The organism is Brevundimonas sp. R86498 (assembly GCF_044598075.1).
Classification (GTDB): Bacteria; Pseudomonadota; Alphaproteobacteria; order Caulobacterales; family Caulobacteraceae; genus Brevundimonas.
On the sequence record NZ_CP139004.1, the window covers coordinates 2026574 to 2043502 of the forward strand.

At 70.4% G+C, this 16929-nt stretch carries 19 protein-coding genes; 10 read left to right on the top strand and 9 right to left on the bottom strand.

Features of this window, described 5'->3' with window-relative positions:
- Both SJY26_RS09830 and tadA read right to left on the bottom strand, forming a co-directional pair.
- Nucleotides 1–408: an MliC family protein gene (locus SJY26_RS09830; protein WP_396592876.1), complete on the bottom strand. Its 408-nt coding sequence runs from the start codon at nucleotides 406–408 to the stop codon at nucleotides 1–3.
- A 21-nt stretch (nucleotides 409–429) separates the two neighbouring features.
- Complete coding sequence (gene tadA / locus SJY26_RS09835; RefSeq protein WP_396592877.1) at nucleotides 430–912, bottom strand: tRNA adenosine(34) deaminase TadA; 483 nt, start codon at nucleotides 910–912, stop codon at nucleotides 430–432.
- Here tadA and SJY26_RS09840 point away from each other — a divergent pair.
- Nucleotides 901–2412 (top strand): pseudouridine synthase, encoded by a 1512-nt coding sequence (locus SJY26_RS09840; RefSeq protein ID WP_396592878.1) that lies wholly within the window; start codon nucleotides 901–903, stop codon nucleotides 2410–2412. The genes tadA and SJY26_RS09840 overlap by 12 nt on opposite strands.
- Here SJY26_RS09840 and SJY26_RS09845 read toward each other — a convergent pair.
- Complete coding sequence (locus SJY26_RS09845) at nucleotides 2386–3360, bottom strand: lysostaphin resistance A-like protein (RefSeq protein ID WP_396592879.1); 975 nt, start codon at nucleotides 3358–3360, stop codon at nucleotides 2386–2388. The genes SJY26_RS09840 and SJY26_RS09845 overlap by 27 nt on opposite strands.
- A 30-nt stretch (nucleotides 3361–3390) precedes the next feature.
- On the opposite strand from SJY26_RS09845, the gene rsmD reads away from it, so the two are divergent.
- From rsmD to SJY26_RS09860, 3 genes are all read left to right on the top strand, one after another.
- Nucleotides 3391–3966, top strand: coding sequence for a 16S rRNA (guanine(966)-N(2))-methyltransferase RsmD (gene rsmD, locus SJY26_RS09850; RefSeq protein WP_396592880.1), 576 nt, complete (start codon nucleotides 3391–3393; stop codon nucleotides 3964–3966).
- A gap of 78 nt (nucleotides 3967–4044) precedes the next feature.
- Nucleotides 4045–4761, top strand: coding sequence for a hypothetical protein (locus tag SJY26_RS09855; RefSeq protein ID WP_396592881.1), 717 nt, complete (start codon nucleotides 4045–4047; stop codon nucleotides 4759–4761).
- A 78-nt stretch (nucleotides 4762–4839) separates the two neighbouring features.
- Nucleotides 4840–5892: a Kelch repeat-containing protein gene (locus SJY26_RS09860; RefSeq protein WP_396592882.1), complete on the top strand. Its 1053-nt coding sequence runs from the start codon at nucleotides 4840–4842 to the stop codon at nucleotides 5890–5892.
- Nucleotides 5893–6425: 533 nt separating this feature from the next.
- Here the strand turns inward: SJY26_RS09860 and SJY26_RS09865 are convergent.
- A complete protein-coding gene (locus SJY26_RS09865) occupies nucleotides 6426–7025 on the bottom strand; it encodes a hypothetical protein (protein WP_396592883.1) in 600 nt (199 codons plus the stop codon).
- Complete coding sequence (locus tag SJY26_RS09870; protein WP_396592884.1) at nucleotides 7022–7537, bottom strand: RNA polymerase sigma factor; 516 nt, start codon at nucleotides 7535–7537, stop codon at nucleotides 7022–7024. Before SJY26_RS09870 ends, SJY26_RS09865 begins: the two co-directional genes overlap by 4 nt.
- A gap of 97 nt (nucleotides 7538–7634) precedes the next feature.
- On the opposite strand from SJY26_RS09870, the gene SJY26_RS09875 reads away from it, so the two are divergent.
- Complete coding sequence (locus SJY26_RS09875) at nucleotides 7635–7952, top strand: hypothetical protein (protein WP_396592885.1); 318 nt, start codon at nucleotides 7635–7637, stop codon at nucleotides 7950–7952.
- Here the strand turns inward: SJY26_RS09875 and SJY26_RS09880 are convergent.
- From SJY26_RS09880 to SJY26_RS09890, 3 genes are all read right to left on the bottom strand, one after another.
- A complete protein-coding gene (locus tag SJY26_RS09880; protein ID WP_396592886.1) occupies nucleotides 7906–8367 on the bottom strand; it encodes a low molecular weight protein-tyrosine-phosphatase in 462 nt (153 codons plus the stop codon). The two genes, SJY26_RS09875 and SJY26_RS09880, sit on opposite strands and share 47 nt — an antisense overlap.
- A gap of 68 nt (nucleotides 8368–8435) precedes the next feature.
- Nucleotides 8436–9254, bottom strand: a complete 819-nt coding sequence (locus SJY26_RS09885; protein WP_396592887.1) for an alpha/beta hydrolase — start codon at nucleotides 9252–9254, stop codon at nucleotides 8436–8438.
- An 81-nt stretch (nucleotides 9255–9335) separates the two neighbouring features.
- The gene (locus SJY26_RS09890; RefSeq protein WP_396592888.1) at nucleotides 9336–10220 is read right to left on the bottom strand and encodes a LysR substrate-binding domain-containing protein; all 885 of its coding nucleotides are present in this window, start codon (nucleotides 10218–10220) and stop codon (nucleotides 9336–9338) included.
- Between the two features lie 97 nt (nucleotides 10221–10317).
- Between SJY26_RS09890 and bla the strand changes: the two genes are divergently transcribed.
- The 3 genes from bla to SJY26_RS09905 all read left to right on the top strand — a co-directional run bounded on the left by bla (nucleotide 10318) and on the right by SJY26_RS09905 (nucleotide 13845).
- On the top strand, nucleotides 10318–11244 hold the full coding sequence (bla, locus tag SJY26_RS09895) for a subclass B3 metallo-beta-lactamase (RefSeq protein ID WP_396592889.1): 927 nt from the start codon (nucleotides 10318–10320) through the stop codon (nucleotides 11242–11244).
- Between the two features lie 102 nt (nucleotides 11245–11346).
- The gene (locus tag SJY26_RS09900; RefSeq protein ID WP_396592890.1) at nucleotides 11347–13122 is read left to right on the top strand and encodes an SLC13 family permease; all 1776 of its coding nucleotides are present in this window, start codon (nucleotides 11347–11349) and stop codon (nucleotides 13120–13122) included.
- A gap of 102 nt (nucleotides 13123–13224) precedes the next feature.
- A complete protein-coding gene (locus SJY26_RS09905; RefSeq protein ID WP_396592891.1) occupies nucleotides 13225–13845 on the top strand; it encodes an HAD family hydrolase in 621 nt (206 codons plus the stop codon).
- 50 nt (nucleotides 13846–13895) lie between these two features.
- Here the strand turns inward: SJY26_RS09905 and mutL are convergent, their stop codons facing one another.
- Nucleotides 13896–15743: a DNA mismatch repair endonuclease MutL gene (mutL, locus tag SJY26_RS09910; RefSeq protein WP_396592892.1), complete on the bottom strand. Its 1848-nt coding sequence runs from the start codon at nucleotides 15741–15743 to the stop codon at nucleotides 13896–13898.
- 207 nt (nucleotides 15744–15950) lie between these two features.
- On the opposite strand from mutL, the gene SJY26_RS09915 reads away from it, so the two are divergent.
- A complete protein-coding gene (locus tag SJY26_RS09915; RefSeq protein WP_396592893.1) occupies nucleotides 15951–16535 on the top strand; it encodes a DUF4287 domain-containing protein in 585 nt (194 codons plus the stop codon).
- Nucleotides 16535–16828 carry a hypothetical protein gene (locus SJY26_RS09920; RefSeq protein ID WP_396592894.1) on the top strand — a complete coding sequence of 98 codons (294 nt, stop codon included), beginning with the start codon at nucleotides 16535–16537 and terminating at the stop codon, nucleotides 16826–16828. Before SJY26_RS09915 ends, SJY26_RS09920 begins: the two co-directional genes overlap by 1 nt.
- Nucleotides 16829–16929 lie beyond the last annotated feature (101 nt).

Genomic DNA, 16929 nt, shown 5'->3' on the forward strand with positions numbered 1-16929 from the left:
CTAGTCGATCGCGCGGCATTCGGTCGGGGGGCGGCCGTCGGCGGACCACGTGGCGAGCCGGCCGACGCCGCGCAACTCGTGGCCCGTGGCGCGATACCAGATCCCGTCTGCAGCCCGTTCCTGGAACAGGTCCACGGCCTCGCCCTGTGAGTTACGGACCGTGGCCATCTGGCGGGGGTTGTCGAAGTCGACCGAGAGGCGATCGCCGTTCTGGCAGAGATAGACTGTGCGGATGACGCGGTTCAGGGCGCTGTCCTGAAGCTCGGCCCCCGTGCGGTGCTGGGCGGTCTGGGTCACGATGGCCCGCTCGCGCACGGCGTCGCCGTCGGTCGAGGGCGGTTCCGGTTGCTGCCCGCAGGCGGACGCCAGAACGGACAGAAGGACGAGGGCCGGGGTCAGGTTACGCATCAGGGTCTCTAGCGCCTGCGGTCAGGCTTGGCCAACGGCCGGCCGGGATCGGCGTTCCCGGAAGAAGTTGCGGAGGAGAGCGGCGGACTCGTCGGCCAGCAGGCCGCCCTCGACGACAGGGCGCGAATGCAGGGTCGGCTGGTCGAACAGGCAGGGGCCGTGCACCACCGCGCCGCCCTTGGGATCGTCGGCGGCCCAGACCACGCGGCCGATTTGGGCGTGACTGATGGCCCCGGCGCACATGGCGCAGGGCTCCAGCGTCACATACAGGGTCAGGCCGGTCAGGCGGTAGTTGCCACGGGACAGAGCCGCCGCGCGCAGGGCCACGATTTCGGCGTGGGCGGTGGGGTCGTGGGCCGAAATCGGGCCGTTGGCCCCGCTGGAAATGACCTCGCCGGTCGATTCATCGACCACGATCGCCCCCACGGGGACCTCTCCGGCGTTCGCCGCCGCTTGCGCAAGGTCCAGTGCCATGCGCATGAACCGCTCATCATGGCCCGCCATCCCGAAGACAACGACAAGAAGCCCCGCCCCAGTCAAGCCCCGAGGGCGCACAAGCCCGGGGATCGACCAAAAGGCGGCTCCGCGCGACCAGGCTCGGCCTCCGCCGCCCTGTTCCAGTCCAGCACCAAGTCGCCCGAAGGCGGACGGGGCTCGGGCAGCGGGCGGGCCTATCCCGCCGACAAGGGCGCACGCCCTGAGCCGAAGCCCAAGGGCCCGCGCGCCGGCGGAAAACCCGGAGGGAAGCCGGGCAAGGATGCCGCGCCGGCCGAACCCAAGCGCAGCGAGCGGATCGCCAAGGCCATGGCCCGGGCGGGCATCGCCTCGCGCCGTGAGGTCGAGCGGCTGATCGGGCTGGGCAAGGTGGCGGTCAACGGCCGCATCCTGGACACGCCCGCGACCCTGGTGACCCGCGACGACGTGATCACGGTCGACGGCAAGCCGATCGCGGCGGCCCAGGCCACGCGCGTGTGGCGCTACAACAAGCCCGTCGGCCTGCTGACCAGCCACAACGATCCGCAGGGGCGGCCGACGGTGTTCGACGCCCTGCCCAGCGGCCTGCCGCGAGTGATCTCGGTCGGGCGACTGGACATCAATACCGAAGGCCTGCTGCTGCTAACCAATGACGGCGAGCTGAGCCGGGCGCTGGAACTGCCCGAGACGGCGCTGGTGCGTCAGTACCGGGCCCGGGCGCGCGGGCGGATCACCCAGGCCGACCTCGACAAGCTGAAGGACGGGGTCACGGTCGACGGCGTCCGCTATGGCCCGGTCGAGGCGACCATCGACAAGGCGACGACGAAGGAAGACGGCAGCCCGGCCGCCAACCTGTGGATCAGCGTCCAGATCGCCGAGGGCAAGAACCGCGAGGTCAGGAAGGTGCTGGAGTCGGTGGGACTGACCGTCAACCGGCTGATCCGCCTCGCCTATGGCCCGTTCCAGCTGGGGACGCTGGCGGCGGGCTCGGTCGAGGAAGTGGGGCCGCGGGTGATCCGCGAACTGCTGGGTGATCATATCCGCCCCGACAATCTGCCCACGGGCAACACAGTCGAGACGCCGGCTCCGACCCCGGGCCGGCGGACTGGAGCACCGAAGGTCACGGGGGCATCCGGCTCGGCGATGTCGGATCCGTCGCGCAAGCCAAGCCGTGTCCGCGCCGCCGCGACCGCCCAGGTCGAGGGGGCCGAGCGCGCCAACCGGCCACCAAAGAAGGCCGGCTGGGCCAAGGCGGCACCGCCCAGCCCGCGCGGACCTTCGACCAAGAAGCCGTGGGCACCCCGCGAGGGCGCGGCTGCGGCCGAACGGCCGGCGCGGACCTTCAAGCCCCGCGAGGACAAGATGATCGGGCCCAAGTCCGCAAGCTGGGCCCGGGACGGCGACAAGGCCGGCAAGGCGGGTCCGAAGCGCGAGTTCAAGCCGCGTGACGGGGCGAACACGCCACGCTCCACTGGCCCGCGCGCCGGAGGCAAGCCGGGCGGCTCACGGGGCGGGCCCTCCCGGGGCTAGTGGCCGGAGGCCCCACTCACGTGGACCCCGCGCCAGTCGTTCGGTGATGGCGAGGATCACGACGGCGGTCAGGACCTCGGGGGCCAGCTCGATCCACTGCGAGTCGCGTCCGACCTCCGCCTCTGACAGGGGGGACCAGAAGAGGCTGATAATCAGGTTGTTCGCCAGATGCGCCCCGGTCGCGAACTCCAGCCCGCCCAGCCGCAGGACGGCCCATGTCCAGACAGCCCCTGACAGGGCGCGGGCGACGAAGCCGACGGGGTCCGGATCCAGATGCAGGGCCGAGAAGATCACGCCGTTGATCAGGCACAGGACGAGCGGATGGCGGGTGGCCTGGGCCGTCAGTCTCAATAGCACGCCGCGACAGACGACCTCCTCGGCGAAGGCGGCGATCAACAGGCCGACGACGCTGGCGACCAGGAAGACGGGCCGGGTCCAGTCGGCGTAGAGCGGGTCCAGCAGCGGCGGGGACCACTCCGAGCCGGTGAGCTGGTACCACGGGATCAGGATCACCCCGAGACAGCTCATGGCGAGGAGACCGACGCCGAGATCGCGGGCGTTGAACGACCGGCCGGGCCACAGGAAGTCTGACGGCCGCAGCCGGTAGGTGATGGCGGCGGCGGCGAGGATGGCCAGGGCGAGGCTGCCGAGCAGAGGGCCGGATGCCAGCACATAGAGGGCCTCGTCGAACAGTCGCATATTGGTGTCGGGCAGCGGGCCGTCGGTCCGCAGGAGATCGGCAAGGTCCGGGACGAACACAAGGACAATCGCCACAACGACGCTGACCGTCAGGGTCAGCAGGACGGCGAGGGCGATGAAGCTGGCCATTCTGCGCCACGGATGATCCACCCTCGGCCCGTCGATCATCGGCGAGCGCCGGGCCTCCGCGAGGGCGAGGGGGAGCGACCGGACGAGGGCTTCATAGGGCGACATGACCCACCGTTGCATTCGGCCGCGCTTTCGGTCCAGAGGCAGGTCATGAGGATCGTATCTGGAAAGCTGAAGGGCCGGGCCATTGTCGCGCCGGAGGGGCAGGGGACGCGGCCGACGTCGGACCGGGCGCGGCAGGCCGTGTTCAATGTGCTGGAGCATGCGGCCTGGGCCGAGCCGCTGGCGGGGATGCGGGTCATGGACCTGTTCGCCGGATCGGGTGCCTTGGGGTTCGAGGCCATGAGCCGGGGGGCGGTCTTTGCCCTGTTCGTCGAGACGGACGATGCGGCGCGCGGGGCGATCCGCGAGAATGCCGACGCCTATGGCATCATGGGGGCGACGCGGGTGCACCGGCGCAGCGCCATCGATCTGGGCGGGCGGCCGGGGTCGGACGGAGAGGCGTTCGATCTGGCGTTCCTGGATCCGCCCTACCGTCAGGGGCTGGGGGAACAGGCGCTGGCGCGGCTGATCGAGGGAAACTGGCTGAAACCCGGGGCCCTGGTGGTGTTCGAGCGGGGCTCGGACGAGCCGGAGATCGAAACGCCCGGCTATCAGCGGCTGGACGCCCGGGACTATGGCGCGGCGCGGGTGCTGTTCCTGCGCGTGTCGACCGAGGTTCAGTGATCCGGTTCGACCGACCCGGCTTTGACAGATCAACCCGAACGGGCAATCTGGGCAGGCTGTGACAGGGAGAGAGCCGTGATGATCGGTACAGTACTTGCGGCGGTGATCGGGCTGACGGGGCCGGCGCCGGCAGGATCGCAGATTGCGGTGACCCCGACCGAGCGCGAGATACTGGACTGTATCGAGGAGGAACGTCGTCGCGATCAGCTGGCGTTGCGGCGGCAGGGTGTGCGGACCCGGGCAGAGCATGAACTGCGGAGCTTCTGCCAGGCGGATGTCGCCGCCCGGTTCGATGCACGCATTCTCGGCCGACCGATGCCGAGGTCCGCGCCCATCCCCTATGCGTCTACCCCGTACGGCCCCGCAGCGGGTTCCAGGATGGAAATCAGCGGCCCGTGGTGGATGGTGGGCCCGGAGGTGCAGCCCGACAACCGGTATCTCTATTTCGTCTCGGGATCGGACATCCGGCGTGACGGTGACGTCGCGACGGGTTGGCTCGTGGTCTATTTCGAGCAGCCCTTGCGCAACGGAGCGATCAGCAAGGCCAGCCGCATCCGGGTCAATTGCCGGACGGGTCAGTGGGCCGCCGAGCGCGAGGTGCTTCGCGACGACACGCTCCGGCTGGTGGGGGAGGAGCCTGCGAACGGTGCCTGGCGACCGGCGGTGACGGCTCCGAACTCGCCGATCGCGAGACTGGGCGGTTCGATCTGCCGCGGTGAGATCGCAGGGGCACCCTTGCCCGACCGGGGTCCCCCGGACGTCGCGCGGGACTGGTTCCGCCAGAACCCGCGCTGACGGACCGGCTGGATGCGCGGGACCAAGGGCGCGGGGCGGGTGCTGTTCCTGCGGCGGATCGCGGACTAGTTTCGCGGCATGAGTCCGATGCACCGCCGCGCCTTCCTCGCCGCCACCACCGCCGCGCTCGCCGCGCCGGCCGCAGTCCGCGCGGGCATGGCGGCCGGCTGGCGTGCCCTGGCCCCGGCCCCGTGGGCGGTGCAGGAGATCTATTGCGCCCTCTGGAGGGGCGGCATCCTGATGGCGGGCGGCCTCGTCGGCCGGGGCGGCGGACAACTGCACATCGAGGACCGGGCGGCCCTCTATTCGGTGGCGGAGGACCGCTGGAGCGAGGTCGCGCGGCTGCCGCAGGCCCGGCACCATCCGATGCTGGTGGCGCAGGGGGACGCGGTGTGGGCGCTGGGCGGCTATGGCCGGTCGCCGGCCGGGGACTGGACCGCCATGACGGAGGTCTGGCGCTTCGACGGGGAAGGCTGGACGCCGGACGCGGCCATGCCGCAGCCGCAGTGCGAGACCACCGGCGTCAGCATCGGCGACCGCATCCATCTGATCACCGGCCGGGCTCCGGCGGGGGCCGCCAACGGCCAGTGGAACGATCAGGCCGACATCGCCCTGCATCAGGTGTTCATGCCGGCCGACGGCCGGTGGGAGACGGCCCGGCCCTGTCCGATGGCGCGTAACAGCGCGGCGGCGGCGGTGCTGGACGGGGCGATCTTCGTGGCCGGGGGGCGGACGGTCGGCGGCGGGGGGACCGGCCGACTGGATCGCTATGATCCGGTGGCCGACCGGTGGGACCGACTGGCCCCGATCCCGCGGTCCTACGCCGCCAACAACCAGACCGGGGGTGGACTGGCCATGGCGGCAGCGGGCGGCCGGCTGGTCGCCTTCGGCGGTGAGTGGTTCCAGAGAGGCGGGGGCGGCGGGGTCTTCGCCGAGACCTGGATCTATGATCCGGCGGCCGACCGCTGGGCGGCCGGGCCCGACATGCTCACGCCGCGCCATGGTCTGGGGGCGGTTGCGGTGGGGGAGACCGTCTATGCGGTGGCCGGCGGGGCGATTGTCTCGGGCGGTGGGCCGACGGCGCGGCTTGAAGCCCTGACGCCGGGTCAGGTCTGGTCGGACGGCGTCTGATTTTTTTGAGTGCACTTTTGTGCACATTTCGGGGGGCTCCGCCTCCAGCTCCGGGTCCGGCCACAAGGGCGGGCCAAGCAGTTCCGCTTCCTCCTCCGTCTCGTCGGAGGTGTCGACAGAGAGACTGGCCGCGATCTCTTCACGGCTCATGTCGGCGAACCACTCGGCGTAGCGTTCTGCGCGGGTCTCGCACATCTCGAGCCACAGCCGGCGCCAGCGCCGGGCCTCGATCGCCTTGCCGGTCTCCAGCGCCTCGAGGAACCGCAGCCGCGCCATGTCGATCTCCTCCTGCATGGTCAGGTCGTCGTAGAACCACAGGTTCATCTCGCCGGGCGGCGGTTCGACCTGATCGCTGCGTCGCCAGCCGTATTTGCGGGCGCGTCGGCGGAAGGCGGAAAGGCCCAGGTCGTGGCGGCGACAGACGGTCTCGGCGCTGAGGCCGGACAGGTAGTCGTCGCGGGCCTGGACCCAGATTTCGGCGGGGCGGATGCGGTAGATGTCGATCATGGGACGAAGGCCGCCACGGTCCTGCGTCAGAATCGGTCGTACGTGTCCTCGGGCCCCGGTTCACGGTCAGTCAGGGCGTCCAGGGCCGCCTGATGGGCGGCCATGCGGCGGCGGCACCGGCGCGCATGACGCAGATAGAAGCCGATGCAGAGGAGCAGCAGGATGCCGACCCCCGCGATGACGCTCCCGGTCGGACCCCGGGCGGGCTCGACGGTCGTCATCATGACGATCACGAAGATCATCGCCGCCAGGCTGATGGCGACCCCGGACAGGGCCCAGCGATAGCCCGTGCGGGCCTGACCGAGCGCGGACCGCAGCACCGCCCCGGGGGTTTCCGTCAGCAGGCCCGGGTCACCACGCCGTGACCACAGGGTCAGGCCCACGGCGAACAGGACGAAGATGAGGGCGGCACCTGCGACAGGCAGGGGCAGGCCCCGCATGACGGCCCAGACGACCATCCCCAGAACGATCAATGCGCCGGCGATCTCGGCGGCGAAGTTCAGGCGGGCCAGACGGTCGCGCCGGCGCAGGGCGCGGATCAGCCCGGCATCGAGCGGTGGCCTTTCATCCGGGTTCAGGGTCCAGGCCTCGGTCAGGTCGGTCCAGTCATTCTCGGGGCGGGTCATGGGTGGACCTCCGGGGACGCATCGGGGTTCAGGGCCTCGCGCAGGGCAGCCCTCGCGCGGGTCAGGCGGATGGAGATGGTATTGGGGTTCAGGCCCAGCATGTCGGCGATCTCGGCGGGGGCGAAGCCTTCGAGGGTCAGGAGCGCGGGCTGGCGGAGCGACAGCGGCAGGGCGCGCACGGCCCGGCCCAGCCGGTCGTGCAGGTCGCGGGTCTCGGCAAAGTCCTGCGGCGTGGGGGCCTCGCTGGGCGTCTCGTCATCCAGCGGCTGGCGGCGGGGCTCGGCGGCCTCGCGGGTCACATGAGTGATGGCGCGGTTGTGGGCGACCCGGGCGATGAAGGCGCGCAGGGGGGCCTCGCCGCGATGTTTCGCAAGGGCGCGCCAGACGGCCAGCAGGATGTCCTGCTCCAGTTCCCGCCGCCGCTCGCGATCCGCCTCATAGGCCGAGGCGATGCGGCGCAGCATGGCGCCGTGTTCGGCCAGCAAGGCCTCGAAGGTCTGGTCGCGTCCCAAGCGCGGCGGTCTCCGGAAAAGAATCGTCGGTCGGGATGAAAGACTCGGGGAAGGCGCGAGACTTTCAGGTCAGGCGTCGAAAACAAGGGAGTTCGCCATGACGATCGAGACGGGGACCACGGACGGGCCGAAGACCGGGGCGCTGAACCGCGGCAAGGGGATACTGAAGGTGCTGGCCGGTGGGCTGCTGGTTCTGGCGGTGTGCGGCTGGATCGCGTTCGGGGTCGGGCTGTATCTGGATGTGGAGCGCGGCCTTCGGCTGGGACTCGCGGTGGCGGCGGCGGTCGCGACCGAGGCCCTGTTCTGGACCGTGGCGGCCCTGCTGGGCGTGTCGGTGGTCGAGGCGCGGAAGCGGATCTGGCGCCGGATCACCGGGCGCGGAAGCGTGCCGCCAGTGTCGACGCCGCAGCCGTGACCTCGGCCCAGGTGACGTCGAAGCCGGCGGCCTCGCCGAACCACGGGTCGGCGACCGCCTGACCCTCGCGGCCGGGGACATGGTCCAGCAGCAGGCTGAGCTCGGCCACCGCGCTGGGCGGGGCCATGCGGCGCAGGTTCGACAGGTTGTCGTGGTCGAGGGCCACGATGTGGGTGAAGCGGGTGAAGTCCGCCCGCGTCACCTGCCGGGCCTGATAGCCGGAGATGTCGATGCCGTGGCGGGCGGCGACGGCCCGGGCGCGGGGGTCGGGCGGCTCGCCGATGTGCCAGTTGCCGGTGCCGGCGAACTCGACGACGAGGTCCAGCCGGAGCCGTTCCGCCTCCGCGCGCAGGGCGGCCTCGGCGAGGGGCGAGCGACAGATGTTGCCGAGGCAGACGAAGAGGACGGAGGACATGGGACCACTATACGCCGGATTTGGAACGTCGACGGCCCCGTGTCCGGTCGCGGGCCCGGCCAATGCCGTCACATGGATTCGCCCAGCTTCCTGCGCATCCAGCGCTCCGCCAGCCCGGGCCAGTCGGCCTCGGAACCCTTCAGGTCGCGAAGGGCGAAGCCGTGGGGGGCCTGGCCGAAGATGTGGGCGTCGAGGTCGAGATCGAGGTCGCGGGCCGTGATGATGGCGTTCAGGGCGTGCTCGACCGGCACGGCCCGGTCATGCAGGGCATAGGCGAGGAAGACGGGGCAGGGCGGGATGCCGTGCGGCTGCTCTGCCAGGCCGATGGGCCAGGCGTCGTAGAAGGCCTGTTTCTCGGGCGGCGGATAGTCGGGCTTGCCGGCCGGGGCCTTGTAGTCGCGATGATTGGCATTGATCGGGCCGTAGGCGACCAGCAGGCCGGTCGGGTGCCGTTCGGCACGGCAGGCGAGGGCCCCCGCCAGATGACCGCCGGACGACAGACCCAGAGCGAACCAGGGCCGTCCGGCATCCAGATGGGGCAGGGCGGCGAGGGCGTCGTCGAGGGCGATGGTCGGGGGCTGGATCTGTCCGTCGGGCCCGGGGGCGCCGGGCAGGCGGTGGACCAGAACATGGGCGTTGAAGCCGGCGGCATTCAGCCACCGGGCGACCTCCGTCCCCTCCCGGTCATGGACCAGCTGGACATAGCCGCCGCCAGGACAGATCAGGATGTCGGCGAGGGGATCGGCGATCTCGAACGTATGAAGCTCGGCGCGGGCAACGGCCGCGTACACCCGGTCAGGGGCGGTGCCGGTGGCGACATTGGGCTCGCCCGGGCTGAGGACGATGACCCTCGGCGCGCCCGGTGCAGGAGTCGAGATGGATGGCAAATGACGTCTCCGGTCGGCTTCAGACAGGCCTGAACGCCACGGCCGTCGCTCTAGCGACAAGCCGTCCCCCTGTCGACGCGGTCAGGGAGGGGCGGGCGGGCCGGCGATCTCTCCGGCCAACCAGTCGCGGAACTGGCGCATGGCGGCTGTTTCCGGGCGCGACATCAGGCGGGTCAGCCAGTAGCGGCCGACGTCGATCTCAAGGGTGAAGGGCTGGACCAGGGCCTCGGACGCCAGTTCGCGGGTGAACATCCCCGCTGGCGCGAGCGCGACGCCGAGACCGGCGGCCGCGGCCGAGGCCATCAGTGCCGAACTGTCGAAAACGGGGCCGCGCAGAACGGGGGCGGGAACCCCGGCGGCGTCGAACCAGAGGGTCCATTCATCCGGGCGGTAGGAGCGCAGCAGTCGCTCGTGAACGAGGTCGGCGGGCGATTTCAGCCGGGCGGCGATGGCCGGGGCGCAGACCGGGGTCATGGGTGCCGCCATCAGCGGTTCGGCCTGGGTGCCGTGCCAGGCCCCGCGGCCGAAGCGGATCGCGAAATCCAGCGCCTCGGCGGCCAGATCGACGCGGTTGTTGTTGGTCGAGAGCCGCAGGTCGATGGCGGGATGGTCGCGGTTGAAGGCGTCGAGGCGCGGCAGCAGCCAGCCCGTGGCAAAGGTGCCGACGACGCCGACCTTAAGGGGTTCGCGGAAGCGGCCGTCGCCATACTGGTCCAGGGTCGCGGCGACGCGGTCGAACATCTCGGCGAGGACGGGCACGAGCCTGTGACCCTCGTCCGTCAGGGCGAGGCCGCGCGGGAGGCGATGGAAGAGGCGGGTCCCGAGGCGCTGTTCCAGCTGCGCGACCTGATGGCTGACCGCGCCCTGGCTGACGCAGAGTTCGATCGCGGCCCGGGTGAAGTTCAGATGGCGGGCGGCGGCCTCGAAGGCGCGCAGGGCGTTGAGCGGGAGCTGGGCGCGATCCATGACCTATCCATGAACTGAGCTCATGGCTTTGTCGAGAATTGGTGCTTTGTCGCCCGTCCGGTCCGGGGGCAATCCTCGGGGCGAAAGGGAGACATTCATGATCAGAGGCATGGCAGTGGCGGCGTTGCTCGGGGGCCTGGGGGCCCTGGCAGGGTTCAGCGTGGACGAGGCAACCGTACCGGCGGTCACGAGCGCGGCTGGTCCTGTATCGCAGGCGGAGGACCCGCTGACCCGGCCGATGGCGGTGGAGAGGGCCCGGACCTGGCTTGCGCCCCTGCCGCCCGAAAAGCTGTACGGACAGACCTATCTGGTGGGGTTCGCCGGGCTGAGCGTCGCCCTGATTGATACCGGTGCGGGGCTGGTCCTGGTCGACGGGGGCCTGCCGCAGGCGGCACCGGCGATCCTCGAGAATGTCCGCGCCCTGGGCTTCGATCCGAAAGACATCAAATTTATTCTCAGCACCGAGCCGCACTTCGACCATGCCGGAGGCCTCGCCGCCCTGGTGCGGGACACCGGGGCGACGGTGGTCGCGAGCGCGCGGGGAGCCGAGGGCCTGCGAACCGGTGCCCATGCCCAGGACGATCCGCAGCTCGGCTACGGCGGCACCTGGCCGGCCGTGACGGACATTCGCGTGGTGGAGGACGGCGAGGTGCTGGCGCTGGGGAACACCCGGATCACGGCGCAGGCGACGCCGGGGCATACGATGGGCAGCATGAGCTGGAGCTGGTCGGCCTGCGAGGCGGACGTCTGCAAGGCGGTGGTGTTCGCCTCCAGTCTCAACCCCGTGTCCTTTCCCGACTATCGCTATACCGCCCCGTCCAGCGCCGGGATCCTGAGGGGGTTCTCGCAGAGCTACCGACGGCTGGACGGACTGGCCTGCGACATCCTGATCGCCGCCCATCCTGATTTTGCGGGCGAGGGGCGGTTCGATGCCCGGCCGGGGGCCTGCCGCGCCTATGTGGACCGGTCGCGGCGATCGCTCGCGACGCGGCTGGCGACCGAGCGCAGCGGGGCCTCCGACTAGGGGCGGCGGCGCGCGCCGGTCCGTTGAGGCCGCGGGGCGGGAGAAGCGGAGCGGTTTGGCAGGTGGTGCGTTGGACGGCCGGACCACAGGGACAGACACCGCGTGACGCTGCAACAAGGGCTGGCCTTCGGGCTGGTGGGACTGACGATCGCCGCCTTTCTGTGGGGCCGGATCCGCTATGATCTGATCGCGCTGGGGGCCCTGGTGCTGGGCCTCGCCATCGGGGTCATCCCGGCCGAAGCCGCCTTCGACGGCTTCCGCAACGATGTGACGGTGATCATCGCCGCGGCCCTGGTGGTCAGCGCCGCCTTCGCCCGGTCGGGCATCGTCGAGCTGGCCCTGAAGCGGATCCTGCCCCTGCTGAAGACCGAGCGGAGCCAGACGCCGGTCCTGACGCTGGCGGTCACCCTGCTGTCGATGGTGACCAAGAATGTGGGGGCGCTGGCGATCATGATGCCGGTGGCGCTGCAAGTCAGCCGTCGGACCGGGTCGTCGCCGTCGCGGATCCTGATGCCGATGGCCTTCGGGGCCATGGCCGGCGGGATGGTGACCCTGGTCGGGACCGCGCCGAACATCATCGTCGCCGAGGTGCGGGGCGACCTGCTGGGCGAGCCGTTCGGCATGTATGACTTCGCGCCTGTCGGCCTGGCGCTGACGGCCATCGCCCTGGTGTTCCTGACCTTCGGCTATCGGCTGCTGCCGAAGGATCGCAAGGCCTCGGTCAGTCTGGGCGAGGCCCTGGCGGCCAACGGCTATGCGACCGAGGCGCGCGTGCCCGACGACTGGGTCAACGCGAAGCCGACGATCAAGACCCTCCGGGACCTGGGGCAGGGGGATGTGCGCATCCTGGCCCTGATCCGCGAAGGCAAGCGCACCCGGAATCCGCGCGGAAACCACAAGGTGGCCCCGGGGGACGTCCTGCTGGTCGAGGGCGGACCGGCCGCGCTGGAGGCCTTCCTGGCGGTCAGTCACCTGACCCTGGTCCGGGAGGATCGGCCGGTCGCGCTGGAACAGCCCACCGATGAGGTCCAGGTGGTCGAGGCGGTGATCGGACGCAACTCGCCGCTGGCGGGCCAGTCGGTCCGGGCGGCGGATCTGTACGGCCAGTATGGGGTCAACCTGATCGGGGTTTCGCGCAGCGGCTATACATTGATGTCGAAGCTGCGGTCGGCCAAGCTGCAGGCGGGGGACGTGATCCTGCTGCAGGGCGGGGAGGCGGGGCTGCCGACCGCTCTCAAGGCGCTGGACCTGCTGCCCCTGGCCGAGCGGGAGGTGCGTCTGGGCAGCGCGCGACGGAAATTCCTGCCGGCGGTGGTGCTGGCCATCGCCATGACCCTGGTGGGGTTCGGGATCGTGCCGGTCGCGGTCGCCTTCTTCGGCGCGGCGGTGGTGATCGTGGCGCTGGGGGGCCTGAAGATGCGCGAGGCCTATGCGGCGCTGGACGGGCCCCTGCTGATCCTGATCGCGGCCCTGATCCCGGTGTCCAATGCGATCCAGACCACGGGCGGGGCCGACCTGGTCGCACAGGTGCTGAGTGGTCTGTTCACCGGCCTGCCTGGGGTTCTGGCTGTGGGCGGTCTGATGCTGGCCGCGATGGCGGTGACGCCTTTCCTGAACAATGCCGCCACCGTGCTGATCGTGGCCCCGATCGGGGCGAGTCTGGCGACGCAGCTGGGCTATGCGCCGAACGCCTTCCTGATGGCGGTGGCGGTCGGGGCGGCCTGCGACTTCCTCACGCCCATAGGGCATCAGTGCAACACGCTGGTGATGGGGCCGGGCGGGTACCGGTTCGGCGACTATCCGCGGCTGGGGGCACCGCTGAGCGCGCTGGTGCTGCTGGCCGGGCCGCCGCTGATCCTGACGTTCTGGCCGCTGTGAGAGCGAGGATTGCGCCGGGCCGGGACGCGTCCGCCCTGTCACGGTAACGCAAATGCAGGCACTACTGTCCCGAACGGTGCTTCGAAGGCCAAGGGATGAGCGATGACTGAAGAGATCCGCCACCTTGTGTTCGATATCGGCAAGGTGCTGATCCACTACGATCCGGACCTGCCGTTTTCGCGGATCATTCCCGACGCGGAGGAGCGGGCCGAGTTCTTCGCCACGGTTTGCACCCATGACTGGAACCTGGAGCAGGATCGCGGCCGCGGTTGGCCGGAGGCGGAAGCGGTGCTGATCGCGCGGTTTCCGCACAGGGAAGCGCAGATCCGGGCCTTCCGCCGGCATTGGGCGGAGATGGTCCCTCACGCCTATGACGACAGCGTCGCGATCATGACCGGGCTGATCGAAGGGGGCCGGGACGTGACCCTGCTGACCAATTTCGCCGCCGACACCTTCGCCGAGGCCAGAGAGATGTTTCCCTTCCTCAATCTGACACGCGGCGTCACCGTTTCGGGCGAGATCGGCCTGATCAAGCCGGATGTCGCGATCTACGAGCGGCATGCGAAGGATTTCGGGCTTGCGCCCCAACATACCCTGTTCATCGACGACAGCCGGCCGAACGTCGAAGGTGCCCGTGCCGCGGGCTGGCAGGCGGTGCATTTCACCGGGGCAGAGCGGTTGAAGATCGATCTCAGCGCGCTCGGCGTCGAGGTCGCGTCATGATTGCGATCCCGTAGACCTCCAGGGCGAGGTCCCGGTTTCCAGTGGCGTCATCACCGCCGGCCGAACAGCTTCTCCAGATCGTGGAGCTTGAGCTCCACATAGGTGGGGCGGCCGTGGTTGCACTGGCCGGAGTGGGGGGTGGCCTCCATCTGGCGCAACAGGGCGTTCATCTCGGGGGCGGACAGGACGCGGCCGGCGCGGACGGAGCCGTGGCAGGCCATGGTGCCGCAGACCTCGCCCAGCCGCTCGGACAGGGCAAGGGCCGCGCCGTGCTCGGCCAGGTCGTCGGCGATGTCGCGGATCAGGCCCTGGACGTCGGTGTCGCCCAGCAGGGCCGGGGTCTCGCGCACCAGCACGGCCCCGCCGCCAAAGGGTTCGACGATCAGGCCCAGCTCGGCCAGTTCATCGGCGCGGGCCAGGACCCGGTCGGCCTCGGCGGGGTCCAGCTCGACCACCTCGGGGGTCAGCAGGGCCTGACGGGTGACGGCCCCCTGGGCCATCTGGACCTTCATCCGCTCATAGACGAGGCGTTCGTGGGCGGCGTGCTGGTCGACGACGACGAGGCCGTCGCGGGTCTGGGCGACGATATAGGTGCCGTGCAGCTGGGCCCGGGCGGCACCGAGGGGCTGGTCGATGGGGTCGCGGAGGGTGGCGGGTGGCCCGTGGCTGGTGGCGGGGTCGCTGGTGCCGGCGTCCCAGTGGGGTTCGAAGCGGGCGGAGCGTTCGGACAGGCCGGGGATGTCCTGCGCCGCGGCGGCGGGGCGGTCCCAGCCGGTCCAGCCGCTGAAGCCCTGGGCGGAGGGTGAGGTCGGGCTGAAGGCGGCGCCGGTGTGGGCGGTGAAGCCGGCGAGGACGTTGTCGGCGACGGTGGTCGAGGCGCGGTGGCCGGCAGCGTGCAGGGCGTGGCGCAGGGCCCCGACGATCAGGCCGCGCACCAGAGCCGGATCGCGGAACCGGACCTCGGCCTTGGCGGGGTGGACGTTGACGTCGACGAACAGGGGATCGATCTCGAGGAACAGGACGGCGGCCGGATGCCGGTCGCGGGCGAGGAAGTCGGCATAGGCCCCGCGCAGGGCACCCTGCAGCAGCCGGTCGCGGACCGGCCGGCCATTGACGAACAGATACTGGTGCCCGGCATTGCCGCGCGAATAGGTCGGCAGGCCGGCATAGCCGGACAGGCGGATGCCCTCGCGCGACTGGTCGATCAGCAGGGCGTTGGCCTCGAAATCCCGACCCAGCAGGGCGGCGAGGCGTTTGAGGCGGCCCTTGTCGCCGGGGTGTTCGGCCGGCAGGCGCAATGTGGTGCGGCCATCAAGGTCGAGGGTGAAGGCGACGGCTTCGTGGGCCATGGCCTGGCGTTTGATCTCCTCCGAGATGGCCATGGCCTCGGACCGTTCCGACTTCATGAACTTGAGCCGGGCGGGGGTGGCGTAGAACAGGTCACGGACCTCGACCCGGGCCCCGTGGGGGCCGGGGAAGCCGGCGGGGGCGACCGGGCGGGTGTCGCCGCCCTCGACCGTGATCTGGTGCGCGTCGCCGTTAGCGCTCCGGCTGGTGATGGTCAGGCGGGCGACCGAGCCGATGGAGGGCAGGGCCTCCCCCCGGAAGCCCAGGGTCGAGATGCGCAGCAGGTCGACGTCGCCCGCGTCGTCGGGTTCCAGCTTGGAGGTGGCGTGGCGTTCGACAGCGAGGGCCAGCTGGTCCGGGGCCATGCCGTAGCCGTCGTCGGCGATCAGGATGCGCGACAGGCCGCCGCCGTCGGCCTGGACCTCGATCCGGGTGGCCCCGGCGTCCAGCGCATTCTCGACCAACTCCTTGATGGCGCTGGCGGGGCGTTCGACCACCTCGCCGGCGGCGATGCGGTTGACGGTCTCGGGCGGGAGGCGGCGGATGGGCATGGGATTCGGGAACCTAACCTGTTCCGACCGTACGGCGAAGGGCGGGCCGCTGGCCGGGTAAGCGGTTCTTCACGGCGGACACGGCGAAAGGGACCACAACGGGCACGACGGGACCGTGACCTATCATCAAGCTGTGCCCGTTGTGTTCGTCGTGTTTCGCTGTGATCGTTGTGATGAACCCCTGCGGGGTTCGGTCTGGAGGGTGGGATGAAAACCGACGGAGCGGTGCTCACGGAGCGTCAGCAGAAGTGGTTCGCCACGGTGCGGGCCAATTTCGAGAAACAGACCGGCAGGCCGCTGGAGGCCTGGGTCGAGATCATGAAGACCTGCCCCGAGACGGCGCACCGGGCGCAGGCCGTCTGGCTGAAATCCGGATACTGCCTCGGCCAGAACCACGCGGCGCAGATCCTCGACGCGGTCCGCGCGGAGGGCAGCCCTGGCTGGGACGAACCCGCCGCGCTGCGCGCCACCCTGTGGAAGGACGCCGGATCGCTGGCGATCCTGGAGGCGGTCGAGGCTGTAGCCGCCGGTGTCGAGGGCGTGATGTCGGGGCAGCGGAAGGGCTACACGGCCTTTAGCCGCCCCGTTCAGTTCGCCGCCATCCGGCCGCTGAAGGGCGGGCGGGCCCTGCTGGGGCTGAAGCTGGAGCCTGAGGTGTCGGCGCGGCTGTCGGCGGCGGTGAGGAAGGAAAGCTGGTCCGAGCGGCTGAGCGCGGTGGTCGAGCTGGACGATGCGGCGGCGGTGGACGGGGAGATCGCGCGGCTGTTCGCGGCGGCGGCGGAGCGAGGGTGATGATACACCGCAGTCGATTGTTGTGGCTGACCGCCGCCGCGTCAGGGCTGATTTCGATTAGTTTTCCGGCACTGGCGCATTCGCCGGAATGCCGAACCGTCGGCATGAGGCCGGAGACGCCTCTGGTCACCTCTCCTGAAACGGCTACAGCCATATTTCTGGCGGTTGAAGACGATTTCTTTCCACAGGCAGACAAGGCTGGCTACCCGGATGTTGTCGCCGTCGACGAAGGCGAATGTGGGTGGTATTTCGACACCGGCCGCCTGAAGGCCATCTTGCGGATGGCACTTTGACGGTTACGCGCGGCGGTGGCCAGCTATCTCTCCGGATCGACAAGTGCGACGCCCGAATCTCGGAAGTCTGGCTGACTCGGTAAGCTGAGGTGGTTGGCTTC

Coding starts and splice junctions, on each gene's coding strand:
- SJY26_RS09830 (WP_396592876.1), bottom strand. CDS start 408: ATGCGTAACCTGACCCCGGCCCTCGTCCTTCTGTCCGTTCTGGCGTCC.
- SJY26_RS09840 (WP_396592878.1), top strand. CDS start 901: ATGGCCCGCCATCCCGAAGACAACGACAAGAAGCCCCGCCCCAGTCAA.
- tadA (WP_396592877.1), bottom strand. CDS start 912: ATGGCGGGCCATGATGAGCGGTTCATGCGCATGGCACTGGACCTTGCG.
- SJY26_RS09845 (WP_396592879.1), bottom strand. CDS start 3,360: ATGCAACGGTGGGTCATGTCGCCCTATGAAGCCCTCGTCCGGTCGCTC.
- rsmD (WP_396592880.1), top strand. CDS start 3,391: ATGAGGATCGTATCTGGAAAGCTGAAGGGCCGGGCCATTGTCGCGCCG.
- SJY26_RS09855 (WP_396592881.1), top strand. CDS start 4,045: ATGATCGGTACAGTACTTGCGGCGGTGATCGGGCTGACGGGGCCGGCG.
- SJY26_RS09860 (WP_396592882.1), top strand. CDS start 4,840: ATGAGTCCGATGCACCGCCGCGCCTTCCTCGCCGCCACCACCGCCGCG.
- SJY26_RS09865 (WP_396592883.1), bottom strand. CDS start 7,025: ATGACCCGCCCCGAGAATGACTGGACCGACCTGACCGAGGCCTGGACC.
- SJY26_RS09875 (WP_396592885.1), top strand. CDS start 7,635: ATGACGATCGAGACGGGGACCACGGACGGGCCGAAGACCGGGGCGCTG.
- SJY26_RS09880 (WP_396592886.1), bottom strand. CDS start 8,367: ATGTCCTCCGTCCTCTTCGTCTGCCTCGGCAACATCTGTCGCTCGCCC.
- SJY26_RS09890 (WP_396592888.1), bottom strand. CDS start 10,220: ATGGATCGCGCCCAGCTCCCGCTCAACGCCCTGCGCGCCTTCGAGGCC.
- bla (WP_396592889.1), top strand. CDS start 10,318: ATGATCAGAGGCATGGCAGTGGCGGCGTTGCTCGGGGGCCTGGGGGCC.
- SJY26_RS09905 (WP_396592891.1), top strand. CDS start 13,225: ATGACTGAAGAGATCCGCCACCTTGTGTTCGATATCGGCAAGGTGCTG.
- mutL (WP_396592892.1), bottom strand. CDS start 15,743: ATGCCCATCCGCCGCCTCCCGCCCGAGACCGTCAACCGCATCGCCGCC.
- SJY26_RS09915 (WP_396592893.1), top strand. CDS start 15,951: ATGAAAACCGACGGAGCGGTGCTCACGGAGCGTCAGCAGAAGTGGTTC.
- SJY26_RS09920 (WP_396592894.1), top strand. CDS start 16,535: ATGATACACCGCAGTCGATTGTTGTGGCTGACCGCCGCCGCGTCAGGG.